Origin of the sequence: Undibacterium sp. RuRC25W (assembly GCF_049339825.1) — a bacterium.
Lineage (GTDB): Bacteria > Pseudomonadota > Gammaproteobacteria > Burkholderiales > Burkholderiaceae_D > Undibacterium.
The window spans coordinates 46554-64484 of the sequence record NZ_JBMPPD010000014.1; the positions used below are offsets into that span (position 1 = coordinate 46554).

The window sequence follows — 17931 nt, forward strand, 5'->3', positions numbered from 1 at the left end:
ATACCGATTAGTTTGATTTTGTGTCGACGAGTTTGTTGATCAACTCAGATGGAATAGGCTGACCATTGGCACTTAACTGGCGGACGGTCTCATGGAGTAATTGCAACCGCATGATTTTTAATATTGCCGAAGAAATGATCGCCACGATAGGAACGAGCAGTGCGATGATAGGGATCAGAACAGGTGACACGTCTGTCAATGAATTCATGATGATCTTTCTTGGTTAGTTAGCGTGATACCGAAAGTGTTAACGTGCGCTGTATTTGTCTAAAATGAATGATTGTAGGAAATATATCAGCATGTTAATTATGGTAATAAATATATAACTAGTCAATAGGCGATTTTTCTTTAGCTAGCGTTGGTGTAACCCGCTAATTCCCTCTCATGTCATTCCAGTAACGGCTGAAACCCAGTGTGGAAAAGGGCAACAGCAAACCAAACCCAAAATCTACATCATTCATCACAAAAACAATGCGGACTCATCCCCTCTACCGCAAGCGGGAGCGCTGGAGCTAATCGCTCAAAAAATAGACTTCGAGGCAATTGTCAGAGCAATCTCAATCACCCGTTCAATACCTTCATCCCTGCTTCTGAATAACGCTCCCCCGCGGCAGCGTCTAGTGGAAAGATATCGGTTAATGCTTGCAAATCAGCAGTAGATAATTGCAGTGATAAGGCCCCCCAGTTTTCTTCCAGATAATGACGGCGTTTGGTGCCGGGGATGGGAACGATATGCGGGTCTTGTGCCATTACCCACGCGAGCGCTAGCTGTGAAGCAGAGCAGCCGTAGTCCTTGGCGAGTAGTTCGACTTTATACACTAATTGTAGATTTTTATCGAAGTTTTCTCCCTGGAAACGAGGGCTGAAACGGCGGTAATCATCGGCCTCAAATTGATCTGGACTAGTGATGGCGCCTGTCAGAAAGCCACGCCCTAGCGGGCTGTAGGGAACAAAACCGATTCCGAGACGCCGACAGGTGGCTAACACATCATGTTCCGGATCGCGGGTCCACAACGAATATTCATTCTGGATGGCCGTAATTGGGTGCACTTTATGAGCCCGTTCTATGGTCTTGGCAGCCGGTTCTGATAATCCGATAAACCGAATTTTACCGGCCTTAACTAGGTCAGTCATCGCGCCAACACTATCTTCAATTGGTGTTTCAGGGTCGATACGGTGCTGATAGTATAAATCGATGTGATCAATCCCTAGGCGCTTCATGCTGCCTTCGACAGACTGGCGGATGTATTCCGGACGACCGTTGACGCCGCGCGCTTGTGGATTACTCAGGTCGCGCACGATACCGAACTTGGTCGCAATAAAGCATTGGTCACGCTTTCCTTTTATTGCTTTGCCCAACAATTCCTCATTCGTAAATGGGCCATACATATCGGCAGTATCAAACAGCGTAATCCCTAATTCCATCGCGCGGTGAATAGTGGCGATGGATTCGGTATCATCACGATTCGCATAGAAATCACTCATACCCATGCAACCAAGACCGATCGCCGAAGCGACTGGACCGTCGGTACCTAAGCGTCGGGTTAGCTTGTCGGTAGCGTTGCCACTAAGTTTGTGCGTTGATGACGTGTTGATTTGTTGCATGGTGCGTTTCCTCTTGAGTAGATGAAGTCAAAGGCGTAACGATAGCGGCTTGCATTTCTTCGTATAGGCAGATTTTTTTCTGCAGTATAGTGAGATTGCCTTGTAATTCCGCCAAGGTTTTTTCTACGCTGCGCGTATGCTCGACGAGCAAGGCTTTGCGTGCGGCGACACTCTCAGACGTATCGCCTTGGCGACGTAATTCCGCATAACGCAGCATGTCACGCACTGGCAACCCCGTCCCGCGCAGTTTCAGTAAAAAATCTATCCAACGGATATCTTCTTCACGGAATAGACGGTGCGTGTTGTCGCGTCGTGCAACTGGATCAAGGAGGCCAATACGCTCGTAATAACGAAGCGTATGGACACTTAAGCCGGTCTGCTTTGCAGCTTGTTGAATCGTCATGGCGGGAGTCATGGCCACAGTCTAGAAGTTAGAGTGCACTCTAAGTCAAGCGCATTATTCACTATTTTGGACGATCTTTCAGGTATCGCTAAACATCGGTTTTCAAAAAATGTTGAACAATAAGTAATCTGTACGATGCAAAAAGCGTTATCCAGAAATAATCTGTTTAACGTTTCTTTTGCGTAATTGATGTATTGAAACAAAAAAGCGCCTACATTCATCACGAAAGGAGTATGCTTTTTAACTGTGGTGTTGAGGATTACATGGCGGCGCAATCCAGCTCATGTCCTTTTCTTAACTTGAACATGATCGTCTTGTCGTCGTTTTTTGCCGCCCATTGTTTTTGCAACTTCGCTACGCAACTTAACGGGAGCATCAGAATGAATACACCCAACGCGGGAGAAAAATTTAGTTGCCCTGAGTTTTTGGCGATGGAACGCACCATCATCGATGATTTTGTTGATTGCACCCGAGACTGCTGTGCAGAAGTTGAGATCTGCGTCAAGGCACTCAATGCACAGGGCGGGTCCGAGTACATCCACAGGATGTTTAGATCGATGCATTCGCTCAAGGGTAATTGCCAGATGGTTGGCCTGGGCCCCCTCAATGCCTTATTGCACCGGATAGAAGAAGTCTTTTCAAAAATCCGCGCTCATCCCGAGCAATATCTGCCTGAACTGGGCGAGTTTTTGCTGTTGGCGACCGATGAAATTGAAGCCTTACTTTCAGAGTTGATTCGTCACGGGCAAGCCGACGACATGAAAAGAAAGCGCCTTTCTGATGTCTGCGACAAACTGCAAAAAGATACCGCCAATGGGCTGACGTCGCTCGCACTGACCGCCGCAATTGAAAGCCTTGGGGGACGGGCTCTTGACAAATCACCATTGCAAAAGGGAGTGAAAGTTGAGCTGGTCGTGCCTGAAGATACTGTCTTTATGCGCGGGATGGCAGCGCATCTGGATAAGCTCAGTATTTTCCGTAAAAATCGTAGCGAACACACGCTTGAATTGGTAGGGGCTTTAAACATTGCCTTGGGCAATCCTGCCGATGCTAAACAATTAGAAGCGGCGGCATGGATGCACGATGTCGGAATGTGTCTGATTCCGCAATCGATTTATAACAAAGAAAGTGCCTTATCCCGTGAAGAGCAAAAAATTCTACAGAGCCACGTACAGTTTGGTAGTCAACTGTTGATGCGATTTGGTGGCTGGGAAGATGCAGCACAGATGGTATTGGATCATCATGAATTTTTTGACGGTACCGGTTACCCGAATGGCATCGCCGGAGAACAAATTCATCCCGGAGCGCGGATGCTCTCTATTGTTGATACGTTTTGTTCTATCACGACGGAACGTTCAGACCGTGGCTATAAAAAGAGTTTGATGCAAGCGGTATCCGAAATTAATGCCAATATTCATGTGCAGTTTGATCCGGAGATGGTGACTGCATTTAATGATGTTGTGCGTAGTTTAATGATGAAGCAATAGATGCAGCTTTTTAGCGGACGTGGTGGCTGCTTCGTTCTCTGTATTTAAAACGCCCACGTAGCCGAGCTGTAAACCACCTTGTTTTGCGGCAGTTGCGCAAACACAGCTGCGGATGGCCCTCCATAGATCCGCATGCCGGCTTCGAGGTGCCAGCGGTCGCCTTGCCATTCAACGCTCGCACTTGTCGCACGTCCTTTATCTTCAGGTGTGATCAGCGTATCAACAGCAGTTGTCCAGGCACCTCTTTGCCAACTCCAGCGTGCAAAGAGGTTTTTCCTACGGAAATTATTCGCAGCAGACAGTAAATTAGCTTGCCACGCTAGGTTATATGCGATGGGTGTTTGTAGCGATGGCATGGTTGACGCCAGTGTCATCAATGCGTGATTGCGTTGATTCCATTCTCGCCACTGTGCATCCGATGGTGCTGCACCATCCCACCATGCTTCGATGATGAAACTGTGTTGATTTGCGGTGGTATAAGTCACACCGATCGCCGCTTGCTGAATGTGGGCGATCAACGGCGTTTGCCAAGGAGGCGTTCTGGCAAGCATCGAGGAGAGAGGCTGTAATGTGAGCAGTCCCATTTTCTGACTATAGCGATATGACGCATGGAGTTCGATGGATTCTGACATAACCCAAGCCGCCGCCGTACCAATACTTGCCCCGGTTTCTTGGCCATAGCGGGAGAAACCATACAGATCAAGACTACCTGCATGATGATAAGCCCGTGCTGCAAAGGCGGGTTCGACCGAGGCGTCTATACTGTTTGTATGCTCAGGATTGACCACTACTAAGGCCAGTGAGTTGTCGGCATCAAAATACTCTGCCATTGCCAAAGGTCTGCCGATTAAGGTGCTGGTAATGAATGTCTGGCGTTTTTCTTGTTGAATCATGTCGTTGGGGCGGAATCCATAAACAACGTCCCAACTAACAATTTTTTTTCCGACACTCACTTGCCAAGCACCATCTCCCCAGCCAGAATACAGTTCGTTTAACCAAGCTGTTGCGTTTGTTTTGCTAGGATCAATCGCTTGCCCTTGCAGCGTTGCGATCGCAGTGACGCCATGTGTGCTGAGATGCAATTCACTTTGTACTTGTGCCTCATTCGTCGTTTCAGTGATGACGCCAGGTACGAATTGATTGGCGACAGATACCGGATCATGACCATTGTTCGCGGTGTTCGTTAAGAGGTTACGTATCTGCCCACTGAATTGCCACTCTTCCGTAGCCGCGGCATGCGTTACTGGTGCGTGTGTCAGCGATGCCACCAACGTCACCATTGCCAGTAACCTTGATCCAGCAAAGAGGACTGGGTCTTGTTTGAACCTGGTGTAAGTACTTGAATGCATGACTTACTCCAGCGTTGGATTTTTAGCTAAAAACATCGGATTGAGCCATTGGTCTGGCACGACTTTCGATTTTCTGCTGACGTACTGAACACGTGTTTCTTTGTGACTACTCAATTGATCGAGCAGGATCATTTGACTGACTTCGGTTGGCGCTTGTGCCTTGTTCATGACAAAGCTAGCCTGCTTTGCCAGCTTTTCGGATTGCACATACAGATCGGCTTTCAGCGGCTCGTGCAGTGTTTTGCCGATCCATAGTTCGATATGCTGATAAGCGACTGATTTACGATTTGCGTTCAGACTCAGATGTAGACAGGAGCGACCTTCGCATTGCTCCTCACCGATAACATTACCTTCATAATCGTCCGCCCACGTAGTGGTCGCGATATCGCCGATAGAGGCATCGCCAAGCAATTTTTGCATCGGCGTGATCCGTAGCGGACGCTGACTCCCAGGTAACAGCATCCAGAAGTCGTCGCCAGACATCAGTATCTTCTGCCCCTTTTCAGCGGGGCTTTGCATGAGCACCAACGACTGACGATGCGGCCGACTATAGACTAGATAGGTGCGTTCTTTTTCTTTGCTGCCATCACGATTAAACGTCGTAATCTGTGTTTCGACTTGCATGCTTTCTTCACCAAGTCGAAAATGGTCCGCCGCTTTCAATAAGCTCTTGAGATCGTCGGCATGAGCGATCTGGCTGCAACCGAGCATGAATAAACTAAGCGTTGTAAGGCGTAATTTTTTTTGAAAGTTGAACATGATTTTTCCTCAATTAAGTGGTGGATACCATTGGTCTGTTTTAGTTATGTGCCAGTGCATCGACAATAGGTTGCTGTAAGGTTTTACTAGCAATCAGTCCGGATGACAGCATGGATAATGTAATCATTCCTAGTAAGGTCAACGCGTACATCGTGAAATCGATGGTAATAAGAAGTGGATAGCCGATGGAGCGACCTGGCGGCGGCGGCATTTGGACCGGAAAAATAAGTAGCAAAACGGCGATGGTGATGGCAATGAGGGCACCAGTCAATGCACCGGTCGCGCCAAGAAACATCCCCTCAAAGGTAAAACTGCGAATGAGTTCGGATGACATGGTACCCATCGCACGTAGACTACCAATTTCACGGGTGCGTTCGATAATTGCCATCGCCATCGCGTTGGTCACAACAAACACAACGATGACGCTGATAATCAAACCAAGGGCCCCAAAAATACGGTTGTATAGTTCCCGTACTGATTTATAGAAGAAGGCTTCATCTAGCCAGGTTTCTACTTTCATCGCAGGCAGCAGGTGACTGATCCTTTGTTGAGCCGCGTTCGTTGCTTGCATATTGTCTAAAAACACACCTAGACTAGAAACACGTTGTGAATTGAGAATTTTTTGCGCAGTGTTGATATCGGTATAGACCAGCCGTTTATCGATGTCGGGAATGCCTGTGGAAACGACGCCTCTGACTTTAACATCCAAGGCATTGAGCGCACCGTCAACGGTACTGACCATCAGTGTGAGGTCACTACCAGTGTTGGCTTTAAGGCTTTTAGCTAAGGCATCGCCAAGCATAATTTCTGGCTGGGCCGGGTTAGCTTGCAGGATATCGCCTTCTTTGATTGTTAAGAATGGTCCTTTGACGGCAAATTCTGCTTGTGGATCGACGCCGATGGCTAACATGATGGTTGATTTGTCGCCATTACTGATGAGCCCACTGAAATCTACGCGGGGTAAAACGTAGCGCACGGCAGGATCGCTCAGGAGTTGCTGTGCAATCTCTGGCGCTTTGTCTATGCCAAATTGCAGCGGTACGTCTTCTTCGGTATGAAAGTGTGCAGGCGTGCCAACAATCAGATGCCCCGTTGTTCTCGCGGCTGCTTGCGACAAGCCTTCATAGGTAGAATAAGCAAAGCCACCTGCCAGTAAAATACCAGCAGTTCCCATCGCGGCGATCGCCACGGTGACCAATGAGCGACGACGATTGCGCAAGCTGTTATGAAAAGCGAATCTTATCCAAGTGAGATTGTCAGTGAGGATTTTCATTGTAATCTCCCATCCAGTAAAGAAACAATCCGGTCGGCGCGGCGGGTCAGGCGATCATCGTGGCTGGCGATAACAAACGCAGCTCCCTCGGCGTGTCCGCGTTCGCGCATCAGATCGAGGACTTGATCTGCCGTGTGAGAGTCGAGGCTGGCGGTGGGTTCATCGGCAATCACAATGGATGGCCGTTTAATCAATGCGCGGGCGATGGCGACGCGTTGGCGCTGTCCACCAGAAAGTGCATCGGGTAAATGGTGTGCATGTTCATGCAAGCCAACGGCTTTGAGTTGTGCAGCAACCCTCGCTTTGCGCTCAGAGAGAGGAACACCATTTAAAAATAAAGGATAATCAACGTTCTCTGCGACGGTCATCACAGGCACCAGATTGAAGCTTTGGAAGATAAAACCAATCGTATCGCGGCGTTGTATGGTCAATTGTTTTTCACTCAACTCAGCGATCATTTTGCCGTTGATGAGGACATCACCTGCATCGGCACGATCGATCAAACCGCATAAATTTAAAATCGTACTTTTACCGCTACCAGAGGGGCCAGTGAGTGCAAGTAATTCGCCACGATGTACTTGTAAATCGACGCCGCGCAGGGCTTGTACCAGATGTTCGCCAAGGCGGTAGGATTTATGAACGCCGCGAAGTTCGACGATCGCAGTCTGGCTCATGATGCGATCCCTTTCATCAGCTGCACAGCGGCGCTCGCTTGTGGCGCATTGGCTTGTATCACTGCATTCAGATAGGTCTTCGCAAGTTCTGGATGCTTCTGTTCCAAGGCGAGAGTGGCCGCACGTAGCCATACTGCGCCACGAAAGCTGCTTGCAGTCGTCGCAAATTGTGCTTGCTGCAGAACGTCATTGAGCAATTTTTGTCCTTGACTGGCACGATTCATAAAGCCTGGTAATGCTAAAAAGGTGTTCGCCGCGACAAACTTCACTTCCAGCGTGACGGGCACACTGCCATGCATAGCCGGAGAATGACTCGCCGCGTCGTTATCCGCATTTGCTGTTATCTGCAAAGCCTTATCGAGCTTGGCCATACCATCTTCAGCATAAGACATTTTTTTCCAGGGAAACATCGTTGTTGTTGCGAGTCTGGCAGTGGAGGCGCCCGCATACGCCATTAACAGCGGGTTGCCAGGTTCTGCCGCAAGTAATTGCTGAAACTCTTGGGCGGTTTGTTCTATCACTTTGTCATCAGCGGCGGTGGTGAATTTTTTAAAACTGCTCTGGAAAGCCGTTTCAGAAAAGGCAGAGGCGGAATCCACTATCCCAAATAAGGAAGAAAACGCGATGATGAAACTGAAACTGATACTGGCGGGTGATGTGCGTACTTTCATGGTGATCTCCTGTTGATCTCTTGCTAAATGAGGGATGCGACAGGAGAAGCGTAAATGCAATTGGAGTGACGCTCTATGACTATGCGACTAGTGGCTGATGTTGGGCGTGAAACGTTCGAATTCTGGCGTGAATGGAAACGATGTTCACGTGACGACGTCTTCAGCAGGGAGCTCGATATTGTTGAAATTGTTGCTGGTGCCGATAGTGGTGGTATTGATAAACGGAGAACTAATAACCGTTACCTCGACAATTTTTGTTAATTTTTATTATAAAAAGTGTGAATCGCTTTTGTTTTGTATGATGTGAGCCGGATCAGTCGGGCGTTTATTGAAGCGACTGAGAACATCATTTTCCAGGAGAAAAGTTATGCCATTAATTACCGTCACATTGCGTAGCCCCAAAACCACTGAATTTAAAAATGCAGTATTCGATGCGGTCCATGGCGCATTGGTTGAATCCGGTGTGCCTGTTGAGGATCTGTTTCAACGTGCGATTGAGCTTGATGCAGTTAATTTCCGGTTTGATGCACGCTATCCTGATGCAAGACAAGATCGCGATGAAAACTTTGTACTGATCGAAATTTTGTGGTCTGCAGGTCGTAGCGTTAAAATTAAAAAGAAGTTACTCGATAGTCTGATGCAGCGTCTGAGTGCTCAGGAAATTCATCCTGAGAATGTGATGGTCGTATTTAAAGAGACAACATGGGAGAACTGGTCTTTTGCCGGGGGGCGACTGATCCATACCTGATGAATCCTGTGGCTATGTTAGGCAGTGGTTCTTGGTTGACCACCATTAACTGCTGATCAGCTCTCGCTTGCGTTTGGTCGGCATTTAAGGTCGGCGTAAGTTCCACTATGTCGTCGTTGTCGTCATGCCCCCGCGAGCCTGATCGGCCCCGGGGCTTTTATCCGTGAGGGAATGATTGGTGTTACAGATTATTTTTCATTAGCATTGGCATGATCCAGATTAATCTGAGAGGTTTTGCCAGTGTCGCGCATAAACCAACAGACTAACAAGGTACAAGAAATCACCGCTGTCGCATACCAATAGAATCCGCTTTCAAGTTCTAATTTTTTGAACCATAGCGCGATATATTCCGCTGTCCCACCAAAGATGGAGACCGCAAATGCATAGGGCACACCGACACCGGTAGTACGTATTTCAACAGGAAACATCTCCGCTTTCACGAGCGCATTAATCGACGTGTAGCCAGAGACGATCAGCCATGCACAGGCAATTAGAAAAAACGCTTCCCACGGTCCCTGCGCATGACGAATCGCCGTCAGTAGAGGTACTGTTAGCAGCGTGCCAAGTGCCGCAAAACCAACGAGTAATGGACGTCGTCCAATTCTGTCAGACAAGGCACCATATAGTGGTTGCAAACACATCGCAAAAATTAATGAACCTGCAGATACTGCGGTCGTCTGCGCATCAGTTAATCCGACTGATAGGCGTAAAAATTTTTGCATGTAGGTGGTGTACACATAGAAGGCGAGTGTGCCGCCCATGGTCAGCCCAATGACAAGCATTACTTCACGTGGGTAACGCGCTAATTGACGCAGGCCTCCCAGTTTTGTCTTTTTATTGCGCGCAGCTTCGAATGATTGCGTTTCTGGTAAGTCATGCCGCATTCTTAAGGCCAGCAATGCCAGACCCGCTCCTACGACAAACGGAATGCGCCAGCCCCATTCGCGTAATTCTTCCGCATTTAAAAAATAATGTTGTAATACGAGAAGTAATAACAGTGCTAATAATTGCCCACCAATCAGAGTGACATATTGGAAGCTAGCATAGAATCCACGATGTTTTGAATCCGCCATTTCAGACAAATACGTTGCACTTGCGCCGTATTCTCCTCCTAGGCTCAAGCCCTGAATCATTCTTGCGAGTAACAATAAAAGGGGAGACCAGATGCCAACCATCGCATACGTCGGCGCGCAAGCGATCAACAAGGATCCAAAGCACATCAGTAATACAGAAGCCATCAAAGCAGTACGTCTGCCGAAGCGGTCTCCGACGTATCCAAACAAAACACCGCCAACGGGTCGGATAAAAAAACCTAAAGCAAAAATACCCGCAGTCGACATCATCTGCGCAGTGGGATCTTGCGCTGGGAAAAACGCATTTGCAAAGTACAAAGAAAATGCGGCGTAGCAGTAAAAGTCGAACCATTCGACCAGGTTCCCTGCGGACCCAATTAAAATAGCGCGAAGTCTGCTTAGACTGATCGCTTCTTTGTTGATCTTGTCTTGTATAGATACATTTGTTGGGGCAACTGGAAGAGTGGCGTGTGCCTGTGTAGGCGGTGAGTTAACGTTGATCGTGTTCATTGATGTCTCCGATGCGGTGATCTATGTTTGATTTTTTCTACCATGCGATTATTCAGAAAAATGTGCCTCGACGTATCCGCGTGATTCACCCCTTAGCTCTCCGTAGTTTTACGGAGGTGAAAATAAGCAACCACTTTGTCTACAACAGTCGTTATGATCACTTCACCGTATTTCACATGACGCAGTATTATTTTTTTGGCTCGTATCGATCATTATTTCAGCATGACCTTTCTATTTATTTTTTCTTGGCGGCGTCAATACCGTTGGTGGCTCTTTGCGCTGCTTAACGTGGTACTGATTGTTTGCGCTGGGCGATGGATGGAGGCACGGGAGATTGCAGCAAAAACGCAGGCTATTGAACAATCAGCGAAGGCCCAAGTATTAGGATTACGTGGCATCGTTGAAAAATATGATTATCTGCCGTTTGCTGCCGCACAGCATCCTGATGTCGTAAAACTATTGCGTGAGCCCGAAAATCCAGCCTTGAAAGAGAAGGTGAATCACTACTTTTCAATCCTGCAATCAGAAACAGGTGCCGCTGCACTTTATGTCATTAGCGTAGAGGGTGTCACTCTTGCCGCGAGCAACTGGAATTCGGGCGATAGTTTTATTGGACAGTCTTATCGGCAGCGCCCTTATTTCGAAGATGCGCTGGCAGGTCGCACGGGCCTGTTTTACGGACTGGGCCTGACCACAGGTACATCCGGACTTTTTATTGCTAAGCCTGTGCTTTCTGGTTCGGTCGTCGTTGGTATTATGGTGGCGAAGGTGAGTTTGGAGGCCTTGGAAAGCGTCTGGTCAAAAAGTGCGGAACCACTTGTTTTGCAGGACAGCCGAGGAATTATATTTCTCAGTTCTGTACCTGCTTGGCTTTATCAAAGCAGAAAGCCATTATCGGAAAATGACCTGACGTGGCTCAAGCTCCATAGTCAATATGGTAGTGCCCGACAGTACACAGTTTTGCCATGGCAGATAGAAAAAAACGATAAGACGCCTGAGTTTGTAATACGTGCCACCGTCAAAGATCGCGTCCGTACCTATTTGGCCTCGGAAACCTACCTGCCAGAACTTGGCTGGACCTTGATCGTCACGAGTGATTTAGATGACGTCAGACAAGCCAAAGCCGAGGCCTTCATCATCGCTACCTTATTGAGTATCGTTCTCTTAATGGGCATTCTATACTGGCAACTGCATCAACGACGATTGATCGAACAACTGCAAGCCAGAAAAGAACTGGAGCAACGCGTCCTCGAACGCACGCACGATCTTCAGGAAGCACAGGCTTTCCGTAAGGCGATGGAGGATTCTTTATTAGTCGGCATGATTGCGCGTGATGATGCCGGAAAAATTATTTATGTCAATAATGCCTTGTGCGATATGGTTGGCTATCATCAGGATGAGCTTTTGGATTGCAGACCGCCTTATCCGTACTGGCATCCTGATGAATTAGAAAAACACTGGCATAACAATAATCAACTTTTGAATGGGAGATCCGCACCGCACGGTTTCGAGTCCAGAATACGTCATCGTGCCGGAGAAGATCTGTTCATCATGGTGTACACAGCGCCATTAATTGATTCCAATGGTGTACGGCAAGGTTGGATGAGCTCCATCGTTGATATCACGGTACAAAAGCTCATTAAAGATCATCATCATGAACAGGAGCGTAAGCTACAACGCAGTGCCCGTCTTGCCAGTCTGGGTGAAGTAGCCTCGACGTTAGCGCATGAACTGAACCAGCCTTTAATGGCGATTTCAAACTTTGCACTAGCGGCAAAAGCAATGACGAATGAGAATGTGCCGCCAATGTTAGGATCGGCCTTACAAGAAATCGTCACACAGTCAAAGCGGGCCAGTGACATTGTGAAGCGCGTCCGCGTATTGATTAATCCTCATCGCCGTGCGTATGAAATTGTGTCGATAAAAACGGTCATCACCGACGCGTTAGCGATGCTGCAGCATGAGATTGAGCAAACGCAGACAGTCATCACCACTGACATTGATGCCGACCTGCCACCGACCCGTGGTGACAGGATTTTGTTGCAACAAGTGCTGATTAACTTGTGTCAGAATGCGATGCAGGCCATGGAGGGATTGCCTCTTTCTCAGCATCGTCTGAGTATTTCAGTCATGCAGATCGAGCGCACCGTTCAGGTGCGCATCGCTGATGCGGGGCCGGGGATTGCCGAGGATTTATTTGAGCAGGTTTTTACGTCATTTTTTACAACAAAACTTGATGGTTTAGGGCTTGGATTGAATATTTGTCGGACAGTGATCGAAGCCCATGGTGGACGTATTTTTGTTGAAAATAATGATGATGGCGGTGCTGTTTTTTTATTTACTTTACCCATAAGCCAATGAATGATTTGCCATTGATGTTGTATGTCGTTGATGACGATGAGGCACTTCGTCGTTCGCTGCATATGTTGCTTTTTTCTCAGGGATTACCGGTACAGACCTTTGATTCCGGTGAGTCGTTTCTGGCCGCCGTTGATCACCGCAAGCCTGGCTGTGTCGTGCTCGATCTTCGTATGGAGGGCATTAGTGGCTTGTCTGTATTAGAAGCCTTGAAATTACGCCACAGCCCGCTTGTGACGCTGTTCCTCTCAGGGCATGGGGATATCCCGACAGCGCTTGAGGCCATTCGGTTAGGCGCCTACGACTGGATTGTCAAGCCGGATGTCGAGCAGCTCTTAGAAAAGCTACCCGGCGCGATTACAGAAGCGAATGCGCGTATGCATGCCTTGCAGCGCTGGAGCGAATTGACGGTCCGTGAACGCGAGGTCGCTCGTCTTGTGTGTCTTGGACATACCAACAAAGACATCGCTCGGCAACTGGTTCCTCCAGCGGGACCTCGTACGGTAGAAACCCACCGTTCAAACATCTTTGATAAATTAAATCTGGTCAATGCAAATGAGCTGAGTCGATGGTTGAGTTTGTATAGCTGGTTAGAGTGAGACTTTTTGTCAACTGAAACTGACACAGCCATTACTAATGAGGTTGATGAAACTGAAAAAAGTTCTTTTAAGCCAGAAAAAGTGCTATTAATATCAGAAATATTCAAGCATGAGCGCATCTTGGCTTAGTCATCATCAGCGCTCTGCACTTATATTGCACGTACTTTGTACTTACTCAGAGACAGGATTTGTTCATGGAAAACCAAGGTCTGGAATTTATCGTTCATCGAGATCAGCTTACACTGACAAAAAACAGAAGCTTCTCGCTGCCAGACTGGGATGCATTATCAGAGGGACAGGTATTATTGAAGGTTGATCATTTTGCCTTTACCTCGAACAACGTCACCTATGCGGCATTTGGCGCAGCGATGAAATATTGGAATTTCTTTCCAACCGAAGCGGGGTGGGGCACTATTCCGGTGTGGGGATTTGCCGACGTCGTACTGTCAAAGGTGGATGGCATCTCACAAGGCGAACGTTTCTATGGCTATTATCCAATGGCAAGCCATTTGGTCGTTATGCCTGCACGAGTTGGTGCCCACGGGTTTAGTGACGCTGCCACGCATCGGCAGGAAATGCATTCTTTGTACAACCAGTATCTGCGGACGTCAACCGATCCTGCTTACACTGCGGATACAGAAGCCGTACAAATGTTATTGCGCCCGCTGTTTATCACCTCGTTGATGATTGACGATTTTCTGGCAGATAATCAATTTTTTGGAGCGAAGAACGTTATTCTCTCCAGCGCCTCAAGTAAAACGGCCTATGGAACAGCGTTTGCTCTGAGTCGACGTCAAGCGCGTGATTACCAGATTATTGGACTGACTTCTGCTGCCAATCAGGCGTTCGTTGAGGGTCTCGGCGTCTACGATCAGGTACTGACTTATGAACAAGCTACCCAGCTAAATCCATCTCAGGCGTCGATTTATGTCGATATGGCGGGTAGTGCGGCATTGCGTAGTACGATTCATCACCATTTTAAGGACCAGTTAGTCTATAGCTGCGCTGTGGGCGGAACCCATTGGGATGACCTTGGCGGTGGACAGCAGCTCCCGGGAGCCAGACCAAGTCTGTTCTTCGCACCAGCACAAATAAAAAAACGTCTCAGTGATTGGGGCCCGACTGGTTTGCAAACCAACATTGCGGATGCCTGGCAGGGATTGATGACAAAAATCCTGAACGCAGAGTCGCCATGGCTACAGGTGATCGAGGGGAGTGGTGTTAAGGAGGTCAGTGAGGTTGTAGCGGCCATGTTGGCGGGTAAAGTTGCAGCGAATGAAGGTCATGTTCTGAGTTTGAGTCGACAACCGTGAATTGTCTTTGTGCACGGTCTTGATGTGTTTTGATGCGAAACAATTGCTAACTGGTATCGCAGTGTTCTAGGTTGAAGTAGTAGATATACGTTGTAGTTTGTTTATCATCGTTCCACGAATGACATGCGATTGGAGACAACATGGCAAATCAGGCTCAAGGCAGGGATGGCGATAGCGCACCACCTGATATAACAACGATTATCGATGATGAGTCCCCATTTCCCCCTATTCGTCGGGTCGCCATGTTTCGTCCATTGCACTGGTTGCGTCTTGGATGGAATGATTTTCGCGAATCAGGCGGAAGTAGTTTCTTTTATGGGGTGTGCTTTGCCGTGATGGGACTATTACTCAATCTCGTGCTGCACAATGCACCCGAATATGTCTCTGCGCTTAGTTGTGGATTTTTGCTAGTAGGACCATTGCTAGCGCTGGGTTTATACGATATCAGCCGACGCATCGAAAACCTGCGTTCAGGAATGCTTGGCAGTGTCTTTTCTATGCGTGGTAGGTGGAGTAATATCGGCGTTTTAGCGTTAGTACTTGCCGTTGTCCTGATGGTCTGGGCGCGCGCTTCGCTGGTTATTTTTGCGCTGTTTTATAACAAGGGTATGCCGACCATGCATGGGTTCTTGCAACAATTGTTTTCACTGGCGCATCTGGAGTTTGTGTTGGTCTATGCTTGTATTGGTTTTGTGTTTGCCAGTATTGTGTTCGCGATCAGTTGGGTCTCTATTCCTTTAATGCTGGATCGAGATACGGATGCGATCACTGCCATGATCATTAGTTGTGTCTCTCTGTTTATCAATGTTCCCGCCAGTATTGTTTGGGCACTGCTGATTGTTGCCAGTGTCGTCGTTGGATTTCTTACCTGGAATATCGGCTTTATCGTACTGATGCCGATTATCGGACACGCAACCTGGCACGCTTATAAGGACGTGGTTGGGACGGCGGCAGATCGGTCAGTAATTAAGTAGTTCGCTCTTCTTAACGCCACGCTGTGAGTGGCTCGGCAGCCACTCACTTGGTTCAGCATATTTGCTACGCCGGTGGCAGATCCTTGTGCAAACTGGCGATACAAATATTGAGTGCTGTCTCATACGATCTTGCAACTTCGTTCGCGTTGTCGACTGATTTTGTATGTTCAAAATTAAAGTGACCATGCTCATAAGGGCTTGGTAACAGTACCAGCACACGATTCACGGAACTAAAGCGTTGCCGGAGATTTGCTAGCAGTAAGGCGCTTTGTTCGACCTCTTTAGAAGGGGAAGTGCTGACGACGCAGATGGCTGAAATGCTTTCTGGTTTGGCACCCGGAGGTGGCGGCGATGTGAGGTCTGTCGGTGTGATGTGACGTGCATCAATGCGGTGGTGGCGTAAAACGCGGACCAGAATTTCAGTTGCAAGTTCATTGCCTAGATCACCTAAACCGACGCACAGCACCACACTACCCGGTGGCACATCCAATGATCCTTGGCGGGGGCCGCTGATTTTTTCGCGCTGGGTACGCAGGTGTTTGCCTAAAGATATTTCCTGCAAAAAGCTTGCATGATCGGATTTTTTCCAAGTATGGGTTTTACCATCCAGACTTTCAATCACGGTACCGATTGCCATTCCTAGACGAAGTTTTTCCTCAGGATGAATTTTCCCTTCGTCCAGATCGTGACCTGCCAGATGGAGCGCAGGCATCAGGACAGAGTCGCAATAACTGGCAAAGGACTTCCGTTTCATATACGTCCGTGCTGCAGTAATGATTTCGGTCGCATCACCGGATAACGCACGTTGGTAAAAATTCTGCGCTAACGTCAGCGCCCGAACTTCACCAAATAAAATTTCCAGAACTTGTAATGCTGGAATATATCTTCCCGCCACGACCAGACACAACGTCAGCGGTGTAGAAACGACCAGACCAACAGGGCCCCAGATCCAACTCCAAAAAATCGCAGCAATGACCACCGAGAGTGGCGACAGTCCAGTTGAGTGTCCATACAACTGTGGCTCAATCAGCTGAGCGACGACCATCTCAATTGAGAAAAAAATAACAAATGTCATCAACGCAAGGCTCCAGCCCGGCTCAATCGCTGCAGCTAATAAGATTGCCGAAATCGCCGCTAACCACACCCCGACATAGGGAACAAAACGTAGGATGGCGGTCAGTGTGCCGAACAAAATAGCGTGGGGCAGACTGATGACGCTCAGCCCCACAAATATCAGAAAACCGACACCAAAATTGACCGCAAACTGAGATATAAAAAAACGTGATAGGCGTTCGCCAGCGTCATTAACGGCAATGGTCGTGGCCCGTATGTCGGTGTTGCCAATAAGCCTGATCAGACGATCACGCAGGGATTCATGCTCAAGTAAAACAAAAATCAGTACCATCAAAACGATCCCTGCCATTTCAATCGGTGGCCAGACCGATGCCATGATTTTTTGCAACAATTGCAGTGGGCGTAGTGGGGGTTCTTGTATTTCGACGATAACGGGTTTATCTGGGTTATTGCTTGCGATGGATTTTATTTTTTCTGATGGCGTCAGGCGTTCTGGGTCTCTTCGGGTAAGTTCACTGAATACTTTATCGGCATGCCCAGTGAATGAGTCAAATTGTGCATCAGTTAATTCACGCAAGGTGGCAAGTTTGTCATGAATCGTCTCTTCGTACTCAGGCAGACTGCTTGCCAGTTTGATCAGTTGAGTACCGATGACTGTGCCTGCAGCGGCGATGCCTAAGGTCAGCGCTAGCACAGAGACCCAGACTGAGGTGGTCTGACCTATGCCGACTTTACGCATAGTGCGCAGCATTGGCGCGACGAGAAAACTCAATAAAATGGCCAAGGTAATTGGTATGAGCACATCTCGTCCAAAATACAAAAGAGCGAGTACGACTGCTGTCCCTAATATACCCGCCAAGTGACTCGTCGGGGCGGTGCTGGCGGCATTGTTTTTTTCTGGTGCGTTGGAATGGGGCATAGCGGCCTTAGCAATGGGAAGTGACGACATGCATCAAGTAATAGAAGAGGGCAATACTTTGTACTCTGCCGCCCCTAAAAAAGTGTTAGCTGCGGGTGATTCTAAATGACGCTACCTTAACAGGTCAACGCACTTAGCGTGA

General features: G+C 48.1%; 17 protein-coding genes. 7 read left to right on the forward strand and 10 right to left on the reverse strand.

The features are described from left to right. Positions 1-7: 7 nt before the first annotated feature. The 3 genes from ACO0KV_RS08565 to ACO0KV_RS08575 form a co-directional block, all read right to left on the reverse strand. Positions 8-208, reverse strand: a complete 201-nt coding sequence (locus ACO0KV_RS08565; RefSeq protein ID WP_423041818.1) for a hypothetical protein — start codon at positions 206-208, stop codon at positions 8-10. Positions 209-561: 353 nt separating this feature from the next. Beyond that, the gene (locus ACO0KV_RS08570; protein WP_423041820.1) at positions 562-1605 is read right to left on the reverse strand and encodes an aldo/keto reductase; all 1044 of its coding nucleotides are present in this window, start codon (positions 1603-1605) and stop codon (positions 562-564) included. Beyond that, positions 1568-2008 carry a MerR family transcriptional regulator gene (locus tag ACO0KV_RS08575; protein ID WP_423041822.1) on the reverse strand — a complete coding sequence of 147 codons (441 nt, stop codon included), beginning with the start codon at positions 2006-2008 and terminating at the stop codon, positions 1568-1570. The genes ACO0KV_RS08570 and ACO0KV_RS08575 overlap by 38 nt, the downstream gene beginning before the upstream one ends. Positions 2009-2388: 380 nt before the next feature. On the opposite strand from ACO0KV_RS08575, the gene ACO0KV_RS08580 reads away from it, so the two are divergent. After that, entirely contained in the window at positions 2389-3495 is a 1107-nt protein-coding gene (locus tag ACO0KV_RS08580) for an HD domain-containing phosphohydrolase (RefSeq protein WP_423041824.1), read from the forward strand. A 44-nt stretch (positions 3496-3539) separates the two neighbouring features. Here the strand turns inward: ACO0KV_RS08580 and ACO0KV_RS08585 are convergent, their stop codons facing one another. The 5 genes from ACO0KV_RS08585 to ACO0KV_RS08605 are packed head-to-tail and all read right to left on the reverse strand — an operon-like array spanning position 3540 to position 8221. Then, complete coding sequence (locus ACO0KV_RS08585; RefSeq protein WP_423041826.1) at positions 3540-4844, reverse strand: hypothetical protein; 1305 nt, start codon at positions 4842-4844, stop codon at positions 3540-3542. Between the two features lie 3 nt (positions 4845-4847). Further along, positions 4848-5603 (reverse strand): outer membrane lipoprotein-sorting protein, encoded by a 756-nt coding sequence (locus tag ACO0KV_RS08590; protein ID WP_423041828.1) that lies wholly within the window; start codon positions 5601-5603, stop codon positions 4848-4850. 40 nt (positions 5604-5643) lie between these two features. Beyond that, positions 5644-6876: an ABC transporter permease gene (locus ACO0KV_RS08595; protein ID WP_423041830.1), complete on the reverse strand. Its 1233-nt coding sequence runs from the start codon at positions 6874-6876 to the stop codon at positions 5644-5646. Next, on the reverse strand, positions 6873-7550 hold the full coding sequence (locus ACO0KV_RS08600; protein WP_423041832.1) for an ABC transporter ATP-binding protein: 678 nt from the start codon (positions 7548-7550) through the stop codon (positions 6873-6875). Before ACO0KV_RS08600 ends, ACO0KV_RS08595 begins: the two co-directional genes overlap by 4 nt. Beyond that, positions 7547-8221, reverse strand: a complete 675-nt coding sequence (locus ACO0KV_RS08605; RefSeq protein ID WP_423041834.1) for a hypothetical protein — start codon at positions 8219-8221, stop codon at positions 7547-7549. Before ACO0KV_RS08605 ends, ACO0KV_RS08600 begins: the two co-directional genes overlap by 4 nt. A 75-nt stretch (positions 8222-8296) precedes the next feature. Here ACO0KV_RS08605 and ACO0KV_RS08610 point away from each other — a divergent pair, with 75 nt between their 5' ends. Next, entirely contained in the window at positions 8297-8482 is a 186-nt protein-coding gene (locus ACO0KV_RS08610; protein ID WP_423041836.1) for a hypothetical protein, read from the forward strand. Positions 8483-8588: 106 nt separating this feature from the next. Next, entirely contained in the window at positions 8589-8969 is a 381-nt protein-coding gene (locus tag ACO0KV_RS08615; protein WP_423041838.1) for a tautomerase family protein, read from the forward strand. Positions 8970-9157: 188 nt separating this feature from the next. On the opposite strand, the gene ACO0KV_RS08620 is transcribed toward ACO0KV_RS08615, so the two are convergent. Beyond that, positions 9158-10552, reverse strand: coding sequence for an MFS transporter (locus ACO0KV_RS08620; protein ID WP_423041840.1), 1395 nt, complete (start codon positions 10550-10552; stop codon positions 9158-9160). A 222-nt stretch (positions 10553-10774) separates the two neighbouring features. Here ACO0KV_RS08620 and ACO0KV_RS08625 point away from each other — a divergent pair, with 222 nt between their 5' ends. The 4 genes from ACO0KV_RS08625 to ACO0KV_RS08640 all read left to right on the forward strand — a co-directional run bounded on the left by ACO0KV_RS08625 (position 10775) and on the right by ACO0KV_RS08640 (position 15796). Next, entirely contained in the window at positions 10775-12913 is a 2139-nt protein-coding gene (locus tag ACO0KV_RS08625; RefSeq protein ID WP_423041842.1) for a sensor histidine kinase, read from the forward strand. After that, entirely contained in the window at positions 12910-13509 is a 600-nt protein-coding gene (locus ACO0KV_RS08630) for a response regulator transcription factor (RefSeq protein WP_423041845.1), read from the forward strand. The genes ACO0KV_RS08625 and ACO0KV_RS08630 overlap by 4 nt, the downstream gene beginning before the upstream one ends. Before the next feature lie 194 nt (positions 13510-13703). After that, positions 13704-14822, forward strand: a complete 1119-nt coding sequence (locus ACO0KV_RS08635; RefSeq protein ID WP_423041847.1) for a DUF2855 family protein — start codon at positions 13704-13706, stop codon at positions 14820-14822. Between the two features lie 140 nt (positions 14823-14962). Continuing rightward, positions 14963-15796: a DUF2189 domain-containing protein gene (locus ACO0KV_RS08640; protein WP_423041849.1), complete on the forward strand. Its 834-nt coding sequence runs from the start codon at positions 14963-14965 to the stop codon at positions 15794-15796. A 64-nt stretch (positions 15797-15860) separates the two neighbouring features. On the opposite strand, the gene ACO0KV_RS08645 is transcribed toward ACO0KV_RS08640, so the two are convergent. After that, entirely contained in the window at positions 15861-17789 is a 1929-nt protein-coding gene (locus tag ACO0KV_RS08645) for an AI-2E family transporter (protein ID WP_423041851.1), read from the reverse strand. Positions 17790-17931: the final 142 nt, after the last annotated feature.